This is a genomic window from Amycolatopsis arida, from assembly GCF_900115565.1.
Taxonomy (GTDB): Bacteria; Actinomycetota; Actinomycetes; order Mycobacteriales; family Pseudonocardiaceae; genus Yuhushiella; species Yuhushiella arida.
Genome location: NZ_FOWW01000011.1, coordinates 1 through 20592, shown reverse-complemented (window position 1 = coordinate 20592; position 20592 = coordinate 1). Strand labels below are relative to the sequence as shown.

The window sequence follows — 20592 nt, the reverse complement described above, 5'->3', positions numbered from 1 at the left end:
GACCGCCGACGACGTCGAGGAGGTCCCCCGCGTGCTCAGCGCCTTCCGCTCGGCCCTCGCGACGCCGGACCTGCGCAAGAAGATCCTGTTCACGCTGATGATCGTGGCCGTGTACCGGGTCGGTGCGGTCACGCCGTCGCCCGGGATCTCCTATCCCAACGTGCAGGAATGTCAGGCGCAGGTCGACGACCAAGGCATCTACTCACTGCTGAACCTGTTCAGCGGTGGGGCGCTGCTGCAGCTGTCGATCTTCGCGACCGGCATCATGCCCTACATCACGGCGAGCATCATCGTCCAGCTGCTCACCGTGGTGATTCCGCGGTTCGAGGAGCTGAAGAAGGAGGGGCAGGCCGGGCAGAGCAAGCTCACCCAGTACACCCGCTACCTCACCATCGCCCTGGCGATCCTGCAGGCCACCGGCGTGGTCGCGCTCGCCGACCGTGGCGGCCTCTTCGGTGACTGCCCCTCCCCGGTGATCCCGGACAACGACGTCTTCACGCTCGGCCTCATCGTGCTCACGATGACCGCCGGCACCGCGGTGATGATGTGGCTCGGCGAACTGATCACCGAGCGCGGAGTCGGCAACGGCATGTCCGTGCTGATCTTCCTGAACATCGCGGCCAGGATCCCGGCCGAGGGCGCCAACATCCTCAGCAGCCAGGGCGGCATGGTCTTCGCGTTCGTCTGCGTGCTGGCGCTGGCCATCATCGCCAGCGTGGTCTTCGTCGAGCAGGGCCAGCGCCGCATCCCGGTGCAGTACGCCAAGCGGATGGTCGGCCGCCGGATGTACGGCGGCACCTCCACCTACCTGCCGATCAAGGTCAACCAGGCCGGTGTCATCCCGGTGATCTTCGGGTCCTCGCTGCTGTACCTGCCCGACCTGATCAGCCGGCTGGTCGGCGACCCGAACAGTGCCTCCGGCTGGCAGGTGTTCCTCCAGCAGTACATCGTCGACCAGTCCAGCTGGATGCACATCCTGCTGTACTTCAGCCTGATCATCTTCTTCACGTACTTCTACATCACGATCACGTTCAACGTGGACGAGCGCGCGGAGGAGATGAAGAAGTTCGGCGGCTTCATCCCGGGCATCCGGCCGGGCCGGCCCACCGCGGAGTACCTGCACTTCGTGCTGAACCGGATCACCTTCCCCGGCTCCATCTACCTGGGCCTGGTGGCGATCCTGCCGAACTTCTTCCTGTCCATCACCGACGAGGGCAACAACCAGAACTTCCCGTTCGGTGGGACCGCGGTGCTGATCATGGTCGGCGTCGGGCTGGACACGATGAAGCAGATCGAGAGCCAGCTCATGCAGCGCAACTACGAAGGGTTCCTCCGATGACGCGGGTCGTTCTCGTCGGCCCGCCCGGCGCGGGCAAGGGCACGCAGGCCGTCGCGCTGTCGGAGCGGCTGGGCGTCCCGCACATCTCGACGGGGGAGCTGTTCCGCGCCCACGTCGGCGAGCGGACGCCGCTCGGCCGGGAGGCCAAGCGCTACCTCGACTCGGGCGAGTTGGTGCCGGACACGGTGACCAACGAGATGGTCCGCGAGCGGCTGGTCGAGCCGGACGCCAAGGTCGGCTTCCTGCTCGACGGCTTCCCGCGCAACACGAAGCAGGCCGAGGTGCTCGGCCAGATGCTGGCCGAGTCGGACACCTCGCTGGACGCGGTCGTCGAGCTCAAGGTGCCGGAGGACGTCCTCGTGGAGCGGCTGATGGCCCGGGGCAGGTCGGACGACACCGAGGAGGTCATCCGGCGCCGGCAGCAGGTGTACCGGTCGGAGACCGCGCCGCTGCTCGAGTACTACGACGACCTCCTCGTCACCGTCGACGGGGTGGGCAGCGTCGACGAGGTGACGGCGCGGGTGCTCGACGCCCTGCGGCGCCGGTGAGGCGGAGCGCTCCCACGTGCTGCGGTTGTTGCGTCGACATCGCATGATCGAGATCAAGAGCCGGACCGAGCTGGAGGCGATGCGCGCCGCCGGGCTCGTGGTGGCCAGGACGCTCGCGCTGGTCACCGCGGCGGCCCGGCCCGGGGTCAGCACGGCGGAACTGGACGAGCTCGCCGAGCAGACCATCCGGGACGCCGGGGCCGTGCCGTCGTTCAAGGGCTACCATGGCTTCCCCGCCTCCATCTGCGCGTCGGTGAACGAGGAGATCGTGCACGGCATCCCCTCCGCCGAGCGGCGACTGGCCGAGGGTGACCTGCTCTCCGTCGACTGTGGCGCGATCCTGGACGGCTGGCACGGCGACTCGGCGGTGACCATCGAGGTGGGCACCGTGTCCACCGCCGACCACGCGCTCTCCGCGGCGACGAGGGCGGCGATGTGGGCCGGCGTCGAGGCCGCGGTCGCGGGTGCCCGGCTGACCGACATCTCGCACGCCGTGGAGACCGCGGCCGCGCGCGAGGGCAGTGCCCATGCCGTCGAGTACGGGATGATCGCCGAGTACGGCGGGCACGGCATCGGCAGCCAGATGCACATGGAGCCGTTCCTCCCGAACGTCGGCAAGCCGGGCAAGGGGCCGCGGTTGCGGGTCGGGATGGCACTGGCGATCGAGCCGATGCTGACCTCCGGCAGTGGCGAGACCGTGGAGCTCGCGGACGGCTGGACGGTGGTCACCGCCGACGGTTCGCGAGCGGCCCACTGGGAGCACACGGTCGCGATCACCGACGAGGGCCCCTGGGTGCTCACCGCCCCGGAGGACGGCGCCTGAGCGCGCTCCTGTCCCCCGGACAGGGGAGGCGTGGCCACCCGGACGTGGGACTCGCGGTCCCGAACGTGGAACTCGCCGTCCTGGACGGGGGCTCGCGGGCCAGAGGTGGGGCCGGCGGGCGGGGACGCGTACCATGGGCCGCCCCGGTTTGGGGAGCGCGACGCGGGGTGCGTACACTGTCTAGTCGGCGTGCTCATCACGCCGATTCCATCGTGCTTGTGAATTCTCGCGGCATTGGAGTCGGGGTGACGTGCGTGCCGGCACCACCCAAGGCAAGCACTCACCGCTGCGCCGATCACACTGAGTCGAACTCGGGAAATGCGGAGGACATGGGCAAGAAGGACGGGGCGATCGAGGTCGAGGGCCGGGTGATCGAGCCGCTCCCCAACGCGATGTTTCGCGTCGAGTTGGAGAACGGCCACAAGGTCCTCGCGCACATCAGCGGCAAGATGCGGCAGCACTACATCCGCATCCTGCCGGAGGACAGGGTCGTCGTGGAGCTCTCGCCCTACGACTTGTCCCGCGGGCGCATCGTCTACCGCTACAAGTGATCACGGCGAGCAGAGCACGAGCAGGAGAGCAGGAGACGTGAAGGTCCAACCGAGCGTCAAGAAGATCTGCGACAAGTGCCAGATCGTCCGGCGACACGGCCGGATCATGGTGATCTGCGAGAACCTGCGGCACAAGCAGCGGCAGGGCTGATCACCGGCGCGCCCGCGCCACACAGTTGAAGACCTCCCCGCACCTGCCGGGTCACCTCGACCCGGTTCGCCCCCGGACTCCAGGCCGGGGCCGGGACACCAGCCGCGCGAGCGGGTGGCACGACAGGCGAGTCGGTCCCGGGACGGGTGGGGAGCAGACCTGGAGCGACACACGGAAGAAGGAGCACACGCCTCATGGCACGACTCGCTGGCGTCGACCTCCCCCGCGAGAAGCGGTTGGAGATCGCGCTCACCTACATCTACGGCATCGGCCGTACCCGCTCCAGGCAGATGATCGCCGCGACGGAGTTGAACGCGGACACCCGCGTCAAGGAACTCAGCGACGAGGACCTGGTGAAGCTGCGGGACTACATCGAGGAGAACTTCAAGGTCGAGGGTGACCTCCGCCGCGAGGTGAACGCCGACATCCGGCGGAAGATCGAGATCGGCTGCTACGAGGGCCTCCGGTGGCGCCGCGGCCTGCCGGTCCGCGGGCAGCGGACCAAGACCAACGCGCGGACCCGCAAGGGCCCGAAGAAGACGGTCGCCGGCAAGAAGAAGGCTGGCAAGAAGTGAGCGTCCGCGGGAAGAGGATCGCGCGTACCGGCGGTGTCCAGCGCCGTGCGACGTCGTGCGTGTCACCCGGGGCGCTCTACGCCCGTCCGATGGCCCTGCGCCAGCTGTACACCGACGCCGGCACGGTGATCCGGCGCGGCCAGCGGGAGGCCAGGAAGGCCGCGGCCGCCCACCACGAGAACTCGCGCTAACGAGGAGAGTCACCCCCACATGCCACCGAAGTCTCGCGCCACCGGGGCCAAGAAGGTCCGGCGCAAGGAGAAGAAGAACGTCGCGCACGGTCACGCGCACATCAAGAGCACCTTCAACAACACGATCGTCTCGATCACCGACCCGACCGGCGCGGTGATCTCCTGGGCGTCGTCCGGCCACGTCGGCTTCAAGGGCTCGCGGAAGTCCACGCCGTTCGCCGCGCAGATGGCCGCCGAGAGCGCCGCGCGCAAGGCCGCCGAGCACGGGATGAAGAAGGTCGACGTGTTCGTGAAGGGTCCCGGCTCCGGCCGGGAGACCGCGATCCGTTCGCTGCAGGCCGCCGGCCTCGAGGTCGGCACCATCCAGGACGTGACCCCGCAGCCGCACAACGGTTGCCGCCCGCCGAAGCGGCGCCGGGTCTGAGGCACGGGGAGGAGTAAGAAGACATGGCTCGTTACACCGGCCCCGCGACCCGTATCTCGCGTCGCCTGAAGGTCGACCTCATCGGTGGCGACCAGGCGTTCGAGCGTCGCCCCTACCCGCCCGGCCAGCACGGCCGTGGCCGGGTCAAGGAGAGCGAGTACCTGCTCCAGCTGCAGGAGAAGCAGAAGGCCCGGCACACTTACGGCATCCTCGAGCGGCAGTTCAGCCGCTACTACAAGGAGGCCGTCCGGCGCACCGGCAAGACCGGTGAGAACCTGCTGCAGATCCTGGAGTCCCGGCTGGACAACGTGATCTACCGGGCGGGCATCGCCCGCACCCGGCGGCAGGCGCGCCAGCTGGTCAGCCACGGCCACTTCCTGGTCAACGGGAAGAAGGTCAACATCCCCAGCTACCAGGTGTCGAAGTGGGACATCATCGACGTGCGGCCCAAGTCGCTGAAGACGCTGCCGTTCGTCGCCGCGAAGGAGTCCTTCGGCGACCGCCCGGTGCCGGCGTGGCTGCAGGTCGTCCCCTCGAACCTGCGGGTGCTGGTGCACCAGCTGCCCGAGCGCGCGCAGATCGACGTCCCGGTGCAGGAACAGCTGATCGTCGAGTTCTACTCGAAGTGATCCCCGCCCGGGCCACCCGGCCCGGCGGGATCGGGCGGCGGCGCCCGGTGCGCCGCCGCTCCGCCACCCCTTTCGGCGTCATATGGCGGGCGCCGGCAGGAAAGGAAGAAAGAACGTGCTGATTTCCCAGCGGCCGACTCTCAGCGAGGAGACGGTCAACGAGACCCGCTCCCGGTTCACCATCGAGCCGCTCGAGCCCGGGTTCGGCTACACGCTCGGCAACTCGCTGCGGCGCACGCTGCTGTCGTCCATCCCGGGCGCGGCGGTCACCAGCATCCGCATCGACGGCGTGCTGCACGAGTTCACCACGGTTCCCGGGGTGAAGGAGGACGTCACCGACATCATCCTGAACCTCAAGGAGCTGGTGATCTCGTCCGAGGAGGACGAGCCGGTCACCATGTACCTGCGCAAGCAGGGCCCCGGTGACGTCACCGCGGCGGACATCGTCCCGCCGGCCGGGGTGACCGTGCACAACCCGGACCTCCACATCGCCTCGCTGAACGGCAAGGGCAAGCTGGAGATCGAGCTGGTCGTCGAGCGCGGCCGCGGCTACGTGCCGGCCCTGCAGAACAAGCAGGCCGGCGCCGAGATCGGTCGGATCCCGGTGGACTCGATCTACTCGCCGGTGTTGAAGGTCACCTACAAGGTCGAGGCCACCCGTGTCGAGCAGCGCACCGACTTCGACAAGCTGATCCTGGACGTGGAGACGAAGCCGTCGATCACGCCGCGGGACGCGGTCGCGTCGGCCGGCAAGACGCTGGTGGAGCTGTTCGGCCTCGCCCGCGAGCTGAACGTCGACGCCGAGGGCATCGAGATCGGGCCTTCGCCGCAGGAGGCGGACACCATCGCCGCCTACGCGATGCCGATCGAGGACCTGGACCTGACGGTGCGGTCCTACAACTGCCTGAAGCGCGAGGGGATCCACACGGTCGGCGAACTGGTCTCGCGCAGCGAGGCCGACCTGCTCGACATCCGCAACTTCGGCGCCAAGTCGATCGACGAGGTGAAGCTCAAGCTCGTCGGCCTCGGCCTGTCGCTGAAGGACAGCCCGCCCGGGTTCGACCCGACGGCGGCCGCGGCCAGCTACGACGGCGAGAGCTGGTCCGAGGGCGCCACCGGTCTCTCGGACGGCACCACGGACCACGGCCACGACGATGGCCAGGACTACGCAGAGACGGAGCAGCTGTAAGGCCAGCTACGGCCCGCCCGCCCCGGGACACCCCGGCGGGCGGGCCCGGCCTCCAGCTGAACAGCTGAACGAGGAGAACCGATGCCCACCCCCACCAAGGGCCGCCGTCTCGGCGGGTCGCCGGCCCACGAGCGGTTGATGCTGGCGAACCTTGCCACGTCGCTGTTCGAGCACGGCCGCATCACCACGACCGAGGCCAAGGCCCGGAGGATGCGCCCGCTCGCCGAGAAGCTGATCACCAAGGCCAAGCGGGGTGACCTGCACAACCGGCGGGAGATCCAGCGGGTCATCCGGGACAAGGCGGTCGTGCACAAGCTGATGGCCGAGATCGGCCCGTTCTTCGCCGACCGCGACGGCGGGTACACCCGGATTGTCAAGACGATGCCGCGCAAGGGCGACAACGCCCCGATGGCGGTGATCGAGCTGGTGTCCGAGAAGACCGTCACCGCCGAGGCCGAGGCCGCTCGGAAGACGAAGTTCGCCAAGGACACGCCGAAGCCGGAGACCGAGGCCGAGGACACCACGACCGACGAGAAGGCCGAGACGGCGACCACCGAGGCGGCTGGCACGGGCGCCGCGGAGGCCGCGATCTCCCCGGCCGACGCCTCGGCCGAGGTCGAGGAGAGCTCTTCGACCGAGGAGGCCCCCTACGGCGAGGGCAGCCACGCCCCGCTGGAGGACGGCTCGCAGCCCGAGGGCTTCCCGATCAAGGGCAAGGAGAGCTCGAGGCTCTACCACACCCCGGAGAGCTCGCACTACAAGCAGACGGTCGCCGACGTGTGGTTCGCCACCACGGAGGCGGCCGAGGCGGCTGGCTTCCAGCTGCCGCCGTCGCAGCGCACCGACAACGCCGAGTCCTCCTCGTCGGAGGACGAGTCCTGACCGCTGCCGGTCTTCCGGACGAGCCCGCCACTCCCACCGGGGAGGGCGGGCTCGTCCGTCTGCGCGTCGACCTGAGCTACGACGGCACGGGCTTCTCCGGGTGGGCCAGGCAACCCGGCCGGCGCACGGTGCAGGGCGTGGTCGAGGACGCGCTAGCCAAGCAGCCGCCCGGCGCCGCGGTCGCCGGCCTGGTGGTGGCCGGCCGGACCGATGCCGGGGTGCACGCCACCGGCCAGGTCGTGCACGTCGACGTCCGCCCGCTCGACGCCGCGCCCCCCCGGCTGCCGGTGGACGACGCCGGGATTCCGGACCTCGACCGGATGCGGCACCGGTGGAACCGGTACCTGCCGGGCGACGTGCGAGTGCTCGGCGCGCGGGTCGCCCCGCCCGGGTTCGACGCCCGGTTCTCCGCGGTGCGCCGGCACTACCGCTACCAGGTGTCCGACGCCCCGTGGGGCGTCGACCCGCTGCGCCGCAGGGACACCCTCGCCTGGGGCAGGTCGCTCGACGTGGCCGCGATGAACCGGGCCGCGGAGGCACTGCTCGGGCTGCACGACTTCGCCGCGTTCTGCAAGCGCAGGGAGGGCGCCACCACGATCCGCGAGCTGCAGCGGCTGAGCTGGCGCAGGGTGGCCGACCACGTCGTGGCGGCCACCGTGTCCGCGGACGCGTTCTGCCACTCGATGGTGCGCAGCCTCGTCGGGGCGCTGCTGCTGGTCGGCGACGGCCGGCGGGACGAGGACTGGCCGGCGCGGCAGCTCGCCACCAGGACCAGGGACAGCGCCGTCGCGCCGGCGCACGGCCTCACGCTGGTCGGCGTGGACTACCCGCCGGACGCCGAGCTCGCCGCCCGCGCGGACCGCACCCGTAACATCCGTTCCCCGCACGAGACCCACTGACAGGCGTCGCCGGCCCCCATGCCATGAAGATGCCATGAAGGCCACCTTCATTGCGCTCGACGCCATGAAGGTGGCCTCCATGGCGTCGATTCCGCTCAGTCGCCGCGGCGGACCGGGCCCAGCAGCTGCTGCTCCTTCGGGGTGGTCACCAGCCGCAGCGGGCGCCACAGGTTGCGGCCCAGCGCCACCACCTGGTCGTCCTTCAGCGTGGTGAGCTGCCGCGTGAGCTGTGGCGGCAACCGCCACAGCCGGGCCGCCAGCTCGGCCTGGCCGGCCGGCAACCGCTGCATGAGCACCAGGTCGGCGGCGTTGGCCGTCGCGCCCGCCTGCGGGTGCAGGTAGGGCAGCACGTACACCGTGGTCTGCCACGGCGAGCGGGGCGGGAACAGGTCCTGCGGCGTCGGCCCGCCGTCGTGCACGACGAGCAGTGGCGCGTCCTCGGACGGCCGGGGCAGCTCCACCGGGGACAGCCGGCGGATCTGCACCAGCGGGGACGGCCGCCCGTTCGGCTGCGTGCCGGCCGCCTTCGACAGCAGCTGCCACGCCGCGGGCCGTCCGGTGGCGACGACGATCCACGCGCCCACCGCCATCGCCCGCAGCGCCACCTGCCGGGCCAGGTACAGGCCGCCGACCAGGACGATCCGGGTCGGTGCCGAGCGCAACGCCGAGATGGTCAGCGGCTCGCCCTGGAGCCCGGAGCCGAGCACGATGCCGCCCCGGTCGCCCGAGGGGCTGATGGCGTCCAGCAACGCCGGGTCGACGGTGAACTCCGGCGCGACGCCGGTGTGCTGTGTCGCGTCCCGCAGCCGTGACGTCATGCCGTCCCTCCGATCGGCAGCGTGGCGGCGAAGCCCTCGACCTGCACGCCGCGCAGCGGGGTCAGTGTCACGCCGACCCGGTCGGCCAGCGTGCCCAGCCGGTCGTCGGCGGCCTCCAGCTCCCGCGGGTTGCGCGCGCTGAGCCGGGCCACCCCGCGCAACCCGATCCTGCCGTCCTCGGTGGACGGGGAGATCGACAGCGCGACCGTGGCGGACAGCGCGCGCACGCTCGTCAACGCGTTGAGCGTGCTGGTGATCTTGCCCTTGGGCCAGCTGGTGATCGCGTAGCTGGCGTGGCCGATGCCGGCCGCCGTGACGCCGGTCCACCGCTCCTGCAGGGCCACCCTGGCGCCGGAGCCGGCCACGCCGGTGAGCTCGGCCGCCGAGATGCCGGCCCGCAGCAGCTCGTCCGGGTCGAGCGGGCGGGTCGGCACACCGCGCGACTCCAGCGCGTTGCGCACCCGGGACAGCGCGCCGATCAGCGCCCGGTGGGCACCCACGACACCGCCGCCGCGCTCCCGCACGGCGGCGGGGCACCGCTTCGGGTCCAGCCGGATCGCCACCCAGGTGGTGCGCCGGGCGGCGGCCGGCAGCGGCCCCAGCACCTCCAGGTACGAGCTCAGCGCCGGCGAGTCCGCCGGCAGCGCCGCGCTGCCCGGGTAGCAGTGCCAGATCACCTGGATCGAGTCCAGCAGCACGCCGCGGTCCTCCAGGCACGGCGCCAGCGCCGACAGTGGAAGGCTGGGCGCGCCGCCGGCCTGGGTGATCAGCGCGGGCGCCGGCTCGACGAGCAGCACCGCCGTCCACGTGCCGTCGTGCCAGGCCAGGCCGACCTGCTGTCGCTCGTGGTCGACGCCGTGCGCGACCACCAGGTCCGGCACGACCAGCCGGAGCAAATTCACCCTCGGGTCGTCCGGGCCGGTGACCGCGTCGTCCTCCGCGGTGAGGGACTCCAGGCTGGTGGGCTGCACCGGCGTGGCCACCCTGCCGTGTGACCGGAGCGTGTAGCGCGCGGTGAGCCCGGCCCACTGGGTGAACCACTGGCCCTTCCAGCGCAGGAACGCCACCAGGAGCGCGGCCAGCAGCACACCGCCGGCCACGTACAGCAGCCCGGTGTCGATCGCGAGCAGGATCAGCCCGATCGCCAGGCCGACCTCGACCACCACGACGTTGGCCACGGGCAGCGGGCCGAGCGTGGCGCCCAGGGTGCGCCGGCGGGCCGGCGGGGCGAGCCGAGGCGGGACCGGAGCGGGACCCGCGCCACCCGGTCGCGGCGGGGGTCCACCGGGACCACCAGGCCCTCCCGGGCCACCGGGGCCGCCCGGACCACCGGGACCGCCCGGGCCGCGTGGCCCCCCGGGGCCGGGTCCCCCGGGACCGCTCGGGCCGCCGGGCCCACCCCCGCGGCCGCCCGGCCCACCCGGGCCACCCGGCCGGTGTGGCGGCCCCGGCGGTCGTCCTGGCGGCGGGGACCCCGGCGGCGGGCCCGCCGGACGTGGAGGAGTGGTGACGGACATCCGCGCGTTCTCTTCCCCTCGTTGGTGCTGCCGATCTGGAGAGCCGGTCCCGGAGAGTCAAACCCTAGCCGGAGTTGGTAGAAAGCCCACACCAGACGGTCCCCGTACGACTATCCTGCGGAACCGTACCGCGACACAAAGGGCTGTAGGTCGAGAATGCCGTCAACACCGACGACGAAGTCACAGGTCCAGGCGTACCAGTTCGTCCTGCGGCGGATGCAGTCCGCGCTGGTGCGCAAGGACGCCGTGATGCTGCACGACCCGATGCGCACGCACAGCCGTGCCACGGCCGTCGGTGTGGTGCTCAGCGTGCTGGGCATGCTCGGGTTCATCATCTTCGGCCTGTTCAAGCCGGCCCCCCAGGCTCCCGGCCCCGGCAGCATCGTCATCGGCGAGCAGTCCGGATCGATGTACGTCGTGGCCGGCGAGCCGAAGAAGCTCATCCCGACCTTCAACCTCGCCTCCGCGCGGCTGCTGCTGCTGGCCCAGCAGGACCAGGCCGCCCAGGGCGGGGCCGGCGGCGGACAGAACGCCGCGCCCGCCGGCGGGCAGGTGGAGGTCGTCGAACCGCAGGTGGTGCCGGACGACCAGCTCAAGGACATCCCGAAGGGTCGCCTGCACGGCATCCCGGACGCGCCAGGACTGCTGCCGAAGAAGGAGCAGCGGATCTCCGACGACTGGGCCGTCTGCGACGAGATCGGACTCGACCACTCACTGCCCGACCCGACGAGCATCAACCAGAACGAGACCACCGTGTTCGGCGGCGTGCAGGACCTCGGCCAGGAGCTGGCGCCCGACTCCGCGCTGCTGGTCACCGCGGACAACGGGTCGACCTACCTGGTGTACCGGCAGGTGGACAACCCGAACCGGCCCAACGCCGACACCGTGCGCGCCAAGGTCGACCTCACCCAGGCGTCGGTGGTCCGGGCGCTGGGCCTGGACGTCAAGCCGCGGCACATCTCGATGGGCCTGCTCAACGCGATCCCCGAGGTGACCGAGATCAAGGCGCCCGTCATCGAGGGCGCCAACGAGAGCAGCACCTTCAACCTCAGCGGCCTGCGGGTGGGCGACGTGTTCTCCACCGTGCGCGCCGGCGCCGCCGAGGAGTACTGGGTGATCACCCGGCACGGCATCCAGCGGGTGCCGCGCGCCGTGGCCGACCTGATCCGGTTCCACCGCACCGGCCAGCCGGCCGGCATCACCCAGGTCCGCCCCGACCGGCTGCAGAACGTGCCGGTGCTGCATCCGGGGCAGCCGGGTTACCTGCCGGTGGACGACTACCCGCAGATCGTGCCGCACATCCTCGACCCCGTGCGGTATCCGGTCACCTGCCTGGGCTGGAGCCTGGTCGGCGAGGGGGCGAACCGGGACGGCCAGACCAAGGTGTACTACGGCGCGGAGCTGCCCGGCCCGAAGAACGAGCAGGGCGAGTCCGTGGCGGTGCAGGTGGGGCAGGCCAGCCCGGACGGGATGAAGGTCGACCGGTTCTACATGCGGCCCAATTTCGCCGCGGTGGTGCGCTCGGCGACCAGCAAGGAGACCTTCGACAAGGGCCCGATCCAGCTGATCTCGGACCGGGGCATCCGGTACGGGGTCAAGGACCTGCGCACGGCGCAGGCGCTCGGGCTCGGCGAGCAGAGCCCCGCCCCCGAGTCGATCATCCGGCTGCTGCCGGCGGGGGCGTCGTTGAACACCCAGGACGTGATGCGGACGTTCGACTCGGTGCCCGTCGACCCGCGGGCCGGCACGTTCCAGCCGCCGCAGCCGCAGGCCGCGGGGAACTGAGCCGGCGGCGGCAGGAACCGCCGGCCGGCGGGGCTCGTCCGAGCATGGACGACCTTGCTGATCTCGACGGGGCGGGAGGCGCGCCGGCATGGAACTCACGATCGACACGGTGGCGGTCGGCAGGTGTGCCGGCGCCATGGAACGGGCGGGGGACGACCTCGACGACGTCCGGGCGCGGCTCGACGACGGCACGGTGAGCGACGACGTGTTCGGCGCGCTCGGGGCGGAGACCGGCGCGGTGGCCGCCTACCGGGGCACGGCGGAGGCGCTGCGCGAGCGGCTGGTGGCCGGCTCCGCGGCGCTGCGCGCGGCGGCGGAGACCCTGCACGAGGTCGCACGGCGCTACCTCGACGCGGACGACGCCATGGCCGCCGACGTGGCCGGCGCCGTGCGGACCGTGCAGGTCGGGCGCCGATGAGCGGCGCCGAGGTGGACACGAACCTGTTCCGCGGGCTGCGGGTGCCGCCCGGTGCCGGCGGTGAGCCCACGCCGCCGGCCGTCCCGAGTGGCGTACCGGTGCTGACCGTGGGGTTGCCGAGGGACGGTGCGGACCTCGTCCAGGAGATCGGCCCGCACCTGGAGTACCTGACCGGCCTGGCCGCCGAGCTCGGCGAGCCGGACGTGGTGGCGGACTGCTTCCGGCCGGTGCTCGGGCGGTGGAGCGAGTTGGACGCCGAGGCCGAGCGGTGGCGGGTGGCGGCGGAGGCGGCCGGTGAGGTGGCCGCCGACGTCGGCGGGTTCCGGAGCGCTCTCGACGGTGCGTGGGAGGGCCGGGACGCGGACGCGTTCGTGGCGCACCTGGCGCGGGTCACCGCGGCCGGCACGGCGACCGCCGACGCGATGCGGGCGCTGGCCGAGGTGGTGACGACGACGGCACAGGGTCTCCGGCACGTGGTGCGGGCGCTGGCCGAGGTCCTGGTCGACGGCGCGTCGGCGGCCGCGGCGTCGGGGGTGGCCGTGACGTCCCCGCCTGGCGAGGGTGCGCTGTCGCCCGGGAGTGCGGCGCCCTCTTCCGCTGGGCCGGCCCTGCCGGCGGGCGACGCGGCGGTGGCAAGGGCGGCCCTGGGCCGGACCCGGCAGGCGGCGCGACAGCTGGTCGACACGGCACGCGACGTGCTGGCCGAGTTCGGCCGTGCCTGCGCCGAGTTGGACGGCGCCATCGAGGCCCGCCGATACCCGGCCGAGCCGCTCCGCTCCCCGGTGGGTGGCGCGGGTGCCGGGTCGGGTGCCGCCGGCGCAGTGTCGCGGGCGGCGCGGGAAGCCGGGGATGACCGCGCCGCCGACCACGGTGGCACCGCGAGCCCTGACGAGGACTCGGCCGCCGGTGACCACCTCGGTGACTCGGGGAAGCCCGGCGGCGCCGGTGCGGTCGGGGAGCGCGGCGAGGGCTCCGGTGTCGGTGCCGTGGGTGCCGGAGGTGCCGCGGGTGCTGGTGGCGCCGCGGGGCCGGGCGATGCCGGCGGGTCCGAGGGGCACGACGACGCGGATCGCGGTGGTGCGGCCTTCGGCGGTGCCGCGGGTCCTGGTGGCGCCGCGGGGTCCGAGGAGTACGGCCACGCGGACCTCGACGATCTGGTCTCGGGTGGTACCGAAGGGGCCGGAGGCCCCGGTGGTGCCGGGAGAGCCGATGGTGCCGGTGGCTCCGAGGGTGCCGGGGGAGCCGGTGGTGTCGCGGAGGTCGGCGGTGGCGGGGGCTCCAGTGCCGGACATTCCGGCGGTGGGGCCCCGGACCAGGGGCGCGAGACCGCGGCCGCTCCGCCGGCCGAGCAGGGCATCGCCGCGGTGGGTGGTGCCGTGGGTGGCGCGGCGGTCGGGGCCGCCGCGGCCAGGGCGGCCGGCACGCCGCCGATGGTGGGCGGAATGATGCCGATGATGGCCGGCGCCGGCGCCGGCCAGGGCGGTGACCGCGAACACCGCGCCAAGCAGCGCCCGCCGGCGGACCCGAAGGACCTGTTCGGCGAGCTGGGCAAGGTCGTGCCCCCGGTGCTGGGCGCCGTCCGGCCCGACGACCGGCCGAAGGACAAGTCCGACTGACGGGTGCGGAAGTCGCGGCTTGGGCTCAGACGGTGCCGCGGCGTGGAGTGGTGGGTTCCCGGCGGTTGCGGCGGATGGTGTGCACCACGAACAGGGTGACGAACAACGCCACGAGTGCCCCGCCCGCGCCGGCGAACGCCACGATCAGCGGGACGTCGCTGCCCTCGTGCCACGGCGGCATGTCCGACGGCATCCGCTCCGGCCGCGCCGGCGGCACGCCCTCCTCCGAGGGAATGGTGGCGGTCAGCGCCGCCATCGGGTTGATCACCCCGTAGCCGGTGAAGTTGTCTCGGCCCTCCCGGCCACCCGGATGCTGTGCCGTGCTGGTGATCCGGTGCATCACCTGCCGCGCGCTCAGGTGCGGGTACTTCGCCCGAACCAGCGCCACCACCCCGGACACGTACGGCGCCGCGAAGCTGGTGCCCTGGATCGGCATCGGCTCGCCGTTGCCCTCCACCATCCGGTTGGCCAGCAGGTTCGAGTTCTTCGCCGGGTCCAGCGAGATGATGTTCGTCCCGGGTGCCGCGACACTCACCCACGGCCCGTTCACGCTGAAGTCGGCGACGCTGCCGGTCTCGTCGATGGCCGCGACGGACAGCACGTCGTTCGCGAACCACGGCGGCGTGACGATGCTCCGCGGCTTGCTCGGGTCGAGCTGGTCGTTCTGCTTGCAGCTCTCCGAGGTGTTGCCGGCGGCGGCCACCACCACGATGTCGCGCTCCACCGCGTGGTGCACCGCGGCCTGCAGCCTGGCCTCGCCCTCGTTCATCGGCAGCGCGGCGTCCCGACAGTTGTTGATCGAGATGTTGATGACCCGGACACCCTCGATCTCGGTGGCCCTGGCCACCGCGTAGGCGAGCGTGGTGAGGTTGCCCGCCGCGTCCTCCTTGTTCAGCTGCCGGGTCGGCCCGTTCTGCGCGGGCCCGGTGCCGGCGCCGCCGGAACCCCGCAGCGCGTTCGGCTGGTCCCCGGAACCACCCTCCGGCGGGTTCTCCGGCTGCTGCTCACCGCCGGGCTGGCCGGGCTCGTCCTGCGCCGGCGGCTGGGCCTGGTTCTCGTCCGGAGGGCCGTAGTTCTGGCTGGACTGCCGGATCGACACGATCGTGGCATCCGGCGCGACCCCGACGAACCCGATGTTCGGGTCCCGCGGGTTGGCCGCGATGATCCCGGCCACCTCGGTTCCGTGCCCGTCGCAGTCCTCCAGCCCCGCTCCCGGGGCCACCTCCGCCACGTAGTCGCCGCCGGGCTCGACCCGACCCTGGAAGAACGGGTGTGGCGTCACCCCGGTGTCGATCACCGCGACCTTGACCCCGCCGCCCGCGCTGCCGGTGGCCGAGCGCGTCAGCTTGTGCAGCTCCTCCACCCGCAGGTACTGCTGGCCCCACGGCTTGTTCGGCAGCACCACGTTCTCGTCGAGCTCGCGTCGGGTGACGCACTCGATCTTCTTCACGTACGCCTTGTCCGGCCGCACCCCGCCGTTGCCCGGGTACATCCCCGGGTTGACCGGTGGCGGCGTCACGGCCGACCCGGTCTCCTGCGCACCGGCCGGGGACACCGGCACCCCCGGCGCGAGCACCGCCACGGTCGCGGCCAGCACCACCGCCGTGACCCTGGGGGTGCGCCGGACTCCGCTCCTCGTTGCCATTCGATGTCCGATCAGAACCGGGTGTCGAGGTGCCGCAGGGTGGAGTAGAGGTCCATCACCGCGAGCGCCAGCGGCAGCACGGTGGCGATGCAGATCGCCTCGATGATCTCCACGCTGCGCCGCATCGGCGGCGAGAACCGCTGGTTCGGGAAGATCACCCCGACCACCAGCGCGGCCGCGGCCACCAGCACCAGCGCGCCGAACACCCACATCACCCTGCCGAACGGGTCCTCGCTGAACAGCCAACCGAGCAGGATCCCGCCGGCGGACACCATTCCGGTGGTCAGCAACGCCACCGCCTGGCTGCCGTTGGCGTAGGTCCGGGCGCGCAGCAGCAGTGCCAGGGTGGCCACCACCGCGGTGATGATCCCGAACACGCTCGGCGAGGTGGCCGTGATGATCGCCGCGACCGCGGTGGTCGCGCCGCAGCCGATGAGCAGGCCGGTCATGTAGTTGTGCGCGACCATGGTCCGCCGCTCGATCGCCGAGTAGTCGGGGAACCCGGTGTCCTCCTTCAGCTCCTCGGCGTTGCCCGGCACGTTCGGCAGCGGCAGCTTGGCCAGCCAGATGGTCGCCCTCGGCAGCACGGAGATGCAGGCCAGCGACACCGCCGCGGCGCCGGCCGCGATGCCCGGTGCGGGGTGAGCGATCAGCGCGGCGAACGCGAAGGCGATCAGTCCCAACGTGCCCGCGGTCGCGGCGGCGATGAAGGTGGTGATGCCCGCGCCGATCACCATGATCGACGCCGCGGCCACCACGACCATCAGCGCGCTGCCCAGCAGCAGGCTGGGCCGGACCTCCGCGCCGGGCACGATGTGGAAGCCACTCACGAACGCCATCGGCAGGCCACCGGCCGCGGCGACCAGCACCCCGGTGGACTCCGCCTGGTACGACTTCGCCAGCACCGCGCCGAGGGCCACGCAGACGATCGCGCCGACCCCGCCGGCGATGGCCGGGGTGAGCGAGCCCCCGCCGAACAGCGGGCCGCTCATGAACAGGGCGAGCGCGGCCGCCGCCAGCGCGAGCCCGCCGGCGATGTGCCCGATCCGCTGCGCGGTCTCCTTGGTCCACGGCCGGAAGCTGTCCGGCTCGGCCTCGGCGATGGCGTCGACGACGTCGTCGTACAGGGGCGGCGGCGGGTTCTCGTTGCGCTTGCGCAGCTGCAGCAGCTCGCCGTCGACGATCCCGAGGGAGGCCAGTGTGCGGCTCGGCTCCAGCGGGCCCCCGCCCAGCTTCGCCAGCACCCAACCGCCGTGCCGGGCGCCGCCGTCCGGGGTGACCTCCTTGGCCATCTCGAGCAGCATGGGCAGCAGGTCGGCCACCGCCACATCGGCGGGCAGCGCCACGTCGATGCGGGTGCGCGGTGCCACCACCGTGACCCTGCTGAAAACCGTCGTGCCCGTCGCCACCTGCTTGCCCCCTGCCTGGAGAGAATGCTGCGGGCTACTTATACCAACGCCCGCGTGCCCATCTTCGCCCGCTGGCCAACCTGGGCGAAACCGGCCCACACCGTCGGACGCCCGCCCTAGTATTAGCGCACCGGGCGGAGCCGGGAAGGCACTTCCGGCAAACCGGCTCGGTCGGGCGCGACACCGTGCCCGCAGCCCGCCCCGCCCACCGTTCGCTAACGTTGGGCGCGGTCGACCACGCCGCCGGCCGCCGTCGCCGAGTCTGAAGAGGGGTCATTCGGTGAGCACGCTCCAGTTCAAGCGGTCGCCACGCCTTGCCGCGCCACGCCCGCCCGGCGGCGAGGTGCACCTGGAGCCGCCCCCCGAGATCCCGCGCACCATCCCCGGCAACATCCTGATGAAGCTGATGCCGGTGGTGATGGTGGTCGCCATGCTCGGCATGGTCGTCTTCATGTTCACCTCCGGCGGCGCGCTGAGCCGCAGCCCGTTCTTCCTGATGATGCCGCTGATGATGATGATGTCGATGGTGGCGATGTTCGCCGGCGGCGGCGGGCGCGGGGGCGGCCAGAAGAAGGCCGAGATGAACGAGGACCGCAAGGACTACCTGCGCTACCTCGGCCAGATGCGGGACAGGGCCCGCGAGGCGATGATCGACCAGCGCGCCGCGCTCGAGTGGGTGCACCCCGACCCGCAGGCGCTGTGGTCGCTGGCCACCAGCCGGCGGATGTGGGAGCGGCGGCAGAGCGACCAGGACTTCCTGCACCTGCGGGTGGGCCGCAGCTCGCACCGGTTGGCCACCCGGCTGGTGCCCCCGCAGACCGGGCCGGTCGACGAGCTGGAGCCGATCGCCACGCTGGCGCTGCGCCGGTTCGTCCGGGCGCACTCGATCGTGCCGGACCTGCCCACCCAGATCACCCTGCGCGGGTTCGCCGCGGTGAGCATGCAGGGCGACCGGGAGCTCACCCGCGGCCTGGCCAGGGCGATGCTCGCCCAGCTGGTCACCTTCCACAGCCCGGACGACGTCCTGCTCGCGGTCGCCACCGCCGGCAGGGTGAAGCAGGAGTGGGAGTGGGCCAAGTGGCTGCCGCACGTGCAGCACCCGACGCTGTCCGACGGCATCGGGCAGCTGCGGATGATGTCCGGCTCGCTCGCCCAGATCGAGGCGTGGCTGGACGAGGAGCTGCGCGACCGGCAGCGGTTCTCCCGCAACGCGACCCCGCCGCCGGACCAGCCGCACGTCGTCATCGTGATCGACGACGCCGAGGTCACCCGCGAGGAGCAGATCATCCTCGAGGAGGGGCTGGTCGGCGTCACGCTGATCGACCTGTCCGACTCGATCGGCAACCTCGCCGCCCGCCGCGGGCTGCGGCTGGTGGTCGAGGAGGAGCGGCTCGGCGCGCGCAGCGCCGGCGGGGTCGAGTGGTTCGGCAAGCCGGACCGGCTCAGCGTCGTCGAGGCCGAGGCGCTGGCCCGCAAGCTGTCGCCGTACCGGGTCGGCACGGCCGCGGCGGAGGCCAGCGAGGACGAGCCGCTGCTGTCCAACCCCTCGCTGCTGGAGCTGCTCGGCATCCCCGGCGACCCGATGACGTTCGAGGTGCAGCAGGCGTGGCGACCGCGGCCGATCCGCGACCGCTACCGGGTGCCGTTCGGCGTCGGCGAGTACGGCCAGCCGGTGGAGCTGGACATCAAGGAAGCGGCGATGGAGGGCATGGGCCCGCACGGCCTGTGCATCGGCGCCACCGGTTCCGGTAAGTCCGAGTTCCTCCGCACCCTGGTGCTGGGGATGATGGCCACGCACTCCTCGACCACGCTGAACTTCGTGCTGGTCGACTTCAAGGGTGGCGCGACGTTCCTCGGGCTGGACAAGGCGCCGCACGTGTCCGCGGTGATCACCAACCTGGCCGACGAGGTCACCCTGGTCGACCGGATGAAGGACGCGTTGGCCGGCGAGATGAACCGCCGCCAGGAGGCGCTGAAGAACGGCGGCAACTTCAAGAACGTCTGGGAGTACGAGAAGGCCAGGGAGAACGGCGCCGACCTGGACCCGCTGCCGGCGCTGTTCATCGTGGTCGACGAGTTCTCCGAGCTGCTGTCGGCCAAGCCGGACTTCATCGACCTGTTCGTCGCGATCGGCCGGCTGGGCCGCTCGCTGCAGATGCACATGCTGCTGGCCTCGCAGCGCCTCGAGGAGGGCAAGCTGCGCGGGCTGGACTCGCACCTGTCCTACCGGATCGGGTTGAAGACGTTCTCGGCGGCCGAGTCGCGCGCCGCGATCGGTGTACCGGACGCCTTCGAGTTGCCGTCGGTGCCCGGCGGCGGCTATCTGAAGTACGACACCTCCACACTCGTCCGGTTCAAGGCCTCCTACGTCTCCGGGCCGTACCGCCCCGCGGGGATCAAGCAGGCGGCGCCCGGCGCCGCGGTGGTGCGCGCCGACAAGCGGCCCCAGCTGTTCGTGCCCGACTTCGTGGAGCTGCCCGCCGAGCCGGAGCCCGAGCCGGAGGTGGTGGAGCAGCCGGCGCAGCCGGCACAGCCGCAGACCGAGGAGGCGGTCGAGCCCAGCGAGCTGGACGTCATCGTCAACCGGCTGGTCGGCCAGGGGCCACCGGCGCACGAGGTGTGGCTGCCGCCGCTGAACGAGCCCAACTCGCTGGACACGCTGCTGCCGAACCTGAACCCGACGGAGGACCGCGGGCTGTCCCCGGTGGGCTTCTTCGGCAACGCCAAGCTGCAGGTGCCGATCGGCATCGTGGACCGGCCGTACGAGCAGCGGCGGGATCCGTTGTGGGCGGATTTCTCGGGTGCGTCCGGTCATGGTGTGGTGGTGGGTGGTCCGCAGTCGGGCAAGTCGACGGTGTTGCGGACGTTGATCATGTCGTTGGCGTTGACCCACACGCCGGAGGAGGTGCAGTTCTACTGCGTCGATCTCGGGGGTGGCACGCTGGCCGGGTTGGCGGAGCTGCCGCATGTCGGTGGGGTGGCGGTGGCCCGGCGGGAGCCGGACAAGGCGCGGCGGATCGTGGCGGAGCTGGCGACGTTGGCCGCGGAGCGGGAGGCGCGCTTCGGTGAGCTCGGGGTGGACTCGATGGCCGACTTCCGCAACCGCAAGCGGCGCGGGGAGATCACCGCCGAGCAGGACCCGTTCGGCGACGCGTTCCTGGTGGTGGACGGGTGGCGGGCGGT

General features: G+C 72.0%; 20 protein-coding genes. 16 read left to right on the top strand and 4 right to left on the bottom strand.

Annotation, left to right across the window (positions count from 1 at the left end):
• The first annotated feature begins 31 nt into the window (after positions 1 to 31).
• From secY to truA, 12 genes are all read left to right on the top strand, one after another.
• Entirely contained in the window at positions 32 to 1339 is a 1308-nt protein-coding gene (gene secY / locus BM051_RS24640; RefSeq protein WP_092535710.1) for a preprotein translocase subunit SecY, read from the top strand.
• Entirely contained in the window at positions 1336 to 1887 is a 552-nt protein-coding gene (locus BM051_RS24635) for an adenylate kinase (protein WP_092535225.1), read from the top strand. Before secY ends, BM051_RS24635 begins: the two co-directional genes overlap by 4 nt.
• Positions 1888 to 1930: 43 nt before the next feature.
• The gene (map, locus tag BM051_RS24630) at positions 1931 to 2710 is read left to right on the top strand and encodes a type I methionyl aminopeptidase (protein ID WP_092535222.1); all 780 of its coding nucleotides are present in this window, start codon (positions 1931 to 1933) and stop codon (positions 2708 to 2710) included.
• 329 nt (positions 2711 to 3039) lie between these two features.
• Complete coding sequence (gene infA / locus BM051_RS24625) at positions 3040 to 3261, top strand: translation initiation factor IF-1 (RefSeq protein ID WP_009948665.1); 222 nt, start codon at positions 3040 to 3042, stop codon at positions 3259 to 3261.
• A gap of 37 nt (positions 3262 to 3298) precedes the next feature.
• Entirely contained in the window at positions 3299 to 3412 is a 114-nt protein-coding gene (gene rpmJ, locus BM051_RS24620) for a 50S ribosomal protein L36 (protein ID WP_092535219.1), read from the top strand.
• A 194-nt stretch (positions 3413 to 3606) separates the two neighbouring features.
• Complete coding sequence (rpsM, locus tag BM051_RS24615; RefSeq protein ID WP_092535216.1) at positions 3607 to 3987, top strand: 30S ribosomal protein S13; 381 nt, start codon at positions 3607 to 3609, stop codon at positions 3985 to 3987.
• Positions 3984 to 4178: a hypothetical protein gene (locus BM051_RS24610; protein ID WP_092535213.1), complete on the top strand. Its 195-nt coding sequence runs from the start codon at positions 3984 to 3986 to the stop codon at positions 4176 to 4178. Before rpsM ends, BM051_RS24610 begins: the two co-directional genes overlap by 4 nt.
• A 19-nt stretch (positions 4179 to 4197) precedes the next feature.
• On the top strand, positions 4198 to 4602 hold the full coding sequence (gene rpsK / locus BM051_RS24605) for a 30S ribosomal protein S11 (protein ID WP_092535210.1): 405 nt from the start codon (positions 4198 to 4200) through the stop codon (positions 4600 to 4602).
• 23 nt (positions 4603 to 4625) lie between these two features.
• Complete coding sequence (gene rpsD / locus BM051_RS24600; protein WP_092535207.1) at positions 4626 to 5231, top strand: 30S ribosomal protein S4; 606 nt, start codon at positions 4626 to 4628, stop codon at positions 5229 to 5231.
• 115 nt (positions 5232 to 5346) lie between these two features.
• Positions 5347 to 6420 (top strand): DNA-directed RNA polymerase subunit alpha, encoded by a 1074-nt coding sequence (locus BM051_RS24595; protein ID WP_092535204.1) that lies wholly within the window; start codon positions 5347 to 5349, stop codon positions 6418 to 6420.
• Positions 6421 to 6501: 81 nt separating this feature from the next.
• Positions 6502 to 7302, top strand: a complete 801-nt coding sequence (gene rplQ, locus BM051_RS30085) for a 50S ribosomal protein L17, sunset domain variant (protein WP_092535202.1) — start codon at positions 6502 to 6504, stop codon at positions 7300 to 7302.
• Between the two features lie 59 nt (positions 7303 to 7361).
• Positions 7362 to 8201 carry a tRNA pseudouridine(38-40) synthase TruA gene (truA, locus tag BM051_RS24585; protein ID WP_092535707.1) on the top strand — a complete coding sequence of 280 codons (840 nt, stop codon included), beginning with the start codon at positions 7362 to 7364 and terminating at the stop codon, positions 8199 to 8201.
• 95 nt (positions 8202 to 8296) lie between these two features.
• Here truA and BM051_RS24580 read toward each other — a convergent pair whose 3' ends face one another.
• Both BM051_RS24580 and eccE read right to left on the bottom strand, forming a co-directional pair.
• Positions 8297 to 9019 (bottom strand): hypothetical protein, encoded by a 723-nt coding sequence (locus BM051_RS24580; protein WP_092535199.1) that lies wholly within the window; start codon positions 9017 to 9019, stop codon positions 8297 to 8299.
• Positions 9016 to 10197 (bottom strand): type VII secretion protein EccE, encoded by a 1182-nt coding sequence (eccE, locus tag BM051_RS24575; protein ID WP_092535196.1) that lies wholly within the window; start codon positions 10195 to 10197, stop codon positions 9016 to 9018. Before eccE ends, BM051_RS24580 begins: the two co-directional genes overlap by 4 nt.
• A gap of 495 nt (positions 10198 to 10692) precedes the next feature.
• Here eccE and eccB point away from each other — a divergent pair, with 495 nt between their 5' ends.
• The 3 genes from eccB to BM051_RS24560 all read left to right on the top strand — a co-directional run bounded on the left by eccB (position 10693) and on the right by BM051_RS24560 (position 14355).
• Positions 10693 to 12321 (top strand): type VII secretion protein EccB, encoded by a 1629-nt coding sequence (gene eccB / locus BM051_RS24570; protein ID WP_092535193.1) that lies wholly within the window; start codon positions 10693 to 10695, stop codon positions 12319 to 12321.
• An 88-nt stretch (positions 12322 to 12409) separates the two neighbouring features.
• The gene (locus BM051_RS24565; protein ID WP_092535190.1) at positions 12410 to 12739 is read left to right on the top strand and encodes a hypothetical protein; all 330 of its coding nucleotides are present in this window, start codon (positions 12410 to 12412) and stop codon (positions 12737 to 12739) included.
• Positions 12736 to 14355: a hypothetical protein gene (locus BM051_RS24560; protein ID WP_092535187.1), complete on the top strand. Its 1620-nt coding sequence runs from the start codon at positions 12736 to 12738 to the stop codon at positions 14353 to 14355. The genes BM051_RS24565 and BM051_RS24560 overlap by 4 nt, the downstream gene beginning before the upstream one ends.
• Positions 14356 to 14380: 25 nt before the next feature.
• Here the strand turns inward: BM051_RS24560 and BM051_RS24555 are convergent, their stop codons facing one another.
• Both BM051_RS24555 and eccD read right to left on the bottom strand, forming a co-directional pair.
• Positions 14381 to 16000, bottom strand: a complete 1620-nt coding sequence (locus BM051_RS24555) for a type VII secretion-associated serine protease mycosin (protein WP_092535184.1) — start codon at positions 15998 to 16000, stop codon at positions 14381 to 14383.
• An 11-nt stretch (positions 16001 to 16011) separates the two neighbouring features.
• Positions 16012 to 17409, bottom strand: coding sequence for a type VII secretion integral membrane protein EccD (gene eccD / locus BM051_RS24550; protein ID WP_092535181.1), 1398 nt, complete (start codon positions 17407 to 17409; stop codon positions 16012 to 16014).
• Between the two features lie 280 nt (positions 17410 to 17689).
• Between eccD and eccCa the strand changes: the two genes are divergently transcribed.
• A partial coding sequence (gene eccCa / locus BM051_RS24545) for a type VII secretion protein EccCa (RefSeq protein WP_092535178.1) occupies positions 17690 to 20592 on the top strand: 2903 nt, incomplete at its 3' end.

What these genes read in the sequence shown, in the direction of transcription:
- rplQ (WP_092535202.1), top strand. Translation starts at nt 6,502, where the DNA reads ATGCCCACCCCCACCAAGGGCCGCCGTCTCGGCGGGTCGCCGGCCCAC.
- rpsM (WP_092535216.1), top strand. Translation starts at nt 3,607, where the DNA reads ATGGCACGACTCGCTGGCGTCGACCTCCCCCGCGAGAAGCGGTTGGAG.
- eccB (WP_092535193.1), top strand. Translation starts at nt 10,693, where the DNA reads ATGCCGTCAACACCGACGACGAAGTCACAGGTCCAGGCGTACCAGTTC.
- rpsD (WP_092535207.1), top strand. Translation starts at nt 4,626, where the DNA reads ATGGCTCGTTACACCGGCCCCGCGACCCGTATCTCGCGTCGCCTGAAG.
- BM051_RS24635 (WP_092535225.1), top strand. Translation starts at nt 1,336, where the DNA reads ATGACGCGGGTCGTTCTCGTCGGCCCGCCCGGCGCGGGCAAGGGCACG.
- map (WP_092535222.1), top strand. Translation starts at nt 1,931, where the DNA reads ATGATCGAGATCAAGAGCCGGACCGAGCTGGAGGCGATGCGCGCCGCC.
- BM051_RS24580 (WP_092535199.1), bottom strand. Translation starts at nt 9,019, where the DNA reads ATGACGTCACGGCTGCGGGACGCGACACAGCACACCGGCGTCGCGCCG.
- BM051_RS24565 (WP_092535190.1), top strand. Translation starts at nt 12,410, where the DNA reads ATGGAACTCACGATCGACACGGTGGCGGTCGGCAGGTGTGCCGGCGCC.
- rpsK (WP_092535210.1), top strand. Translation starts at nt 4,198, where the DNA reads ATGCCACCGAAGTCTCGCGCCACCGGGGCCAAGAAGGTCCGGCGCAAG.
- infA (WP_009948665.1), top strand. Translation starts at nt 3,040, where the DNA reads ATGGGCAAGAAGGACGGGGCGATCGAGGTCGAGGGCCGGGTGATCGAG.
- BM051_RS24555 (WP_092535184.1), bottom strand. Translation starts at nt 16,000, where the DNA reads ATGGCAACGAGGAGCGGAGTCCGGCGCACCCCCAGGGTCACGGCGGTG.
- BM051_RS24560 (WP_092535187.1), top strand. Translation starts at nt 12,736, where the DNA reads ATGAGCGGCGCCGAGGTGGACACGAACCTGTTCCGCGGGCTGCGGGTG.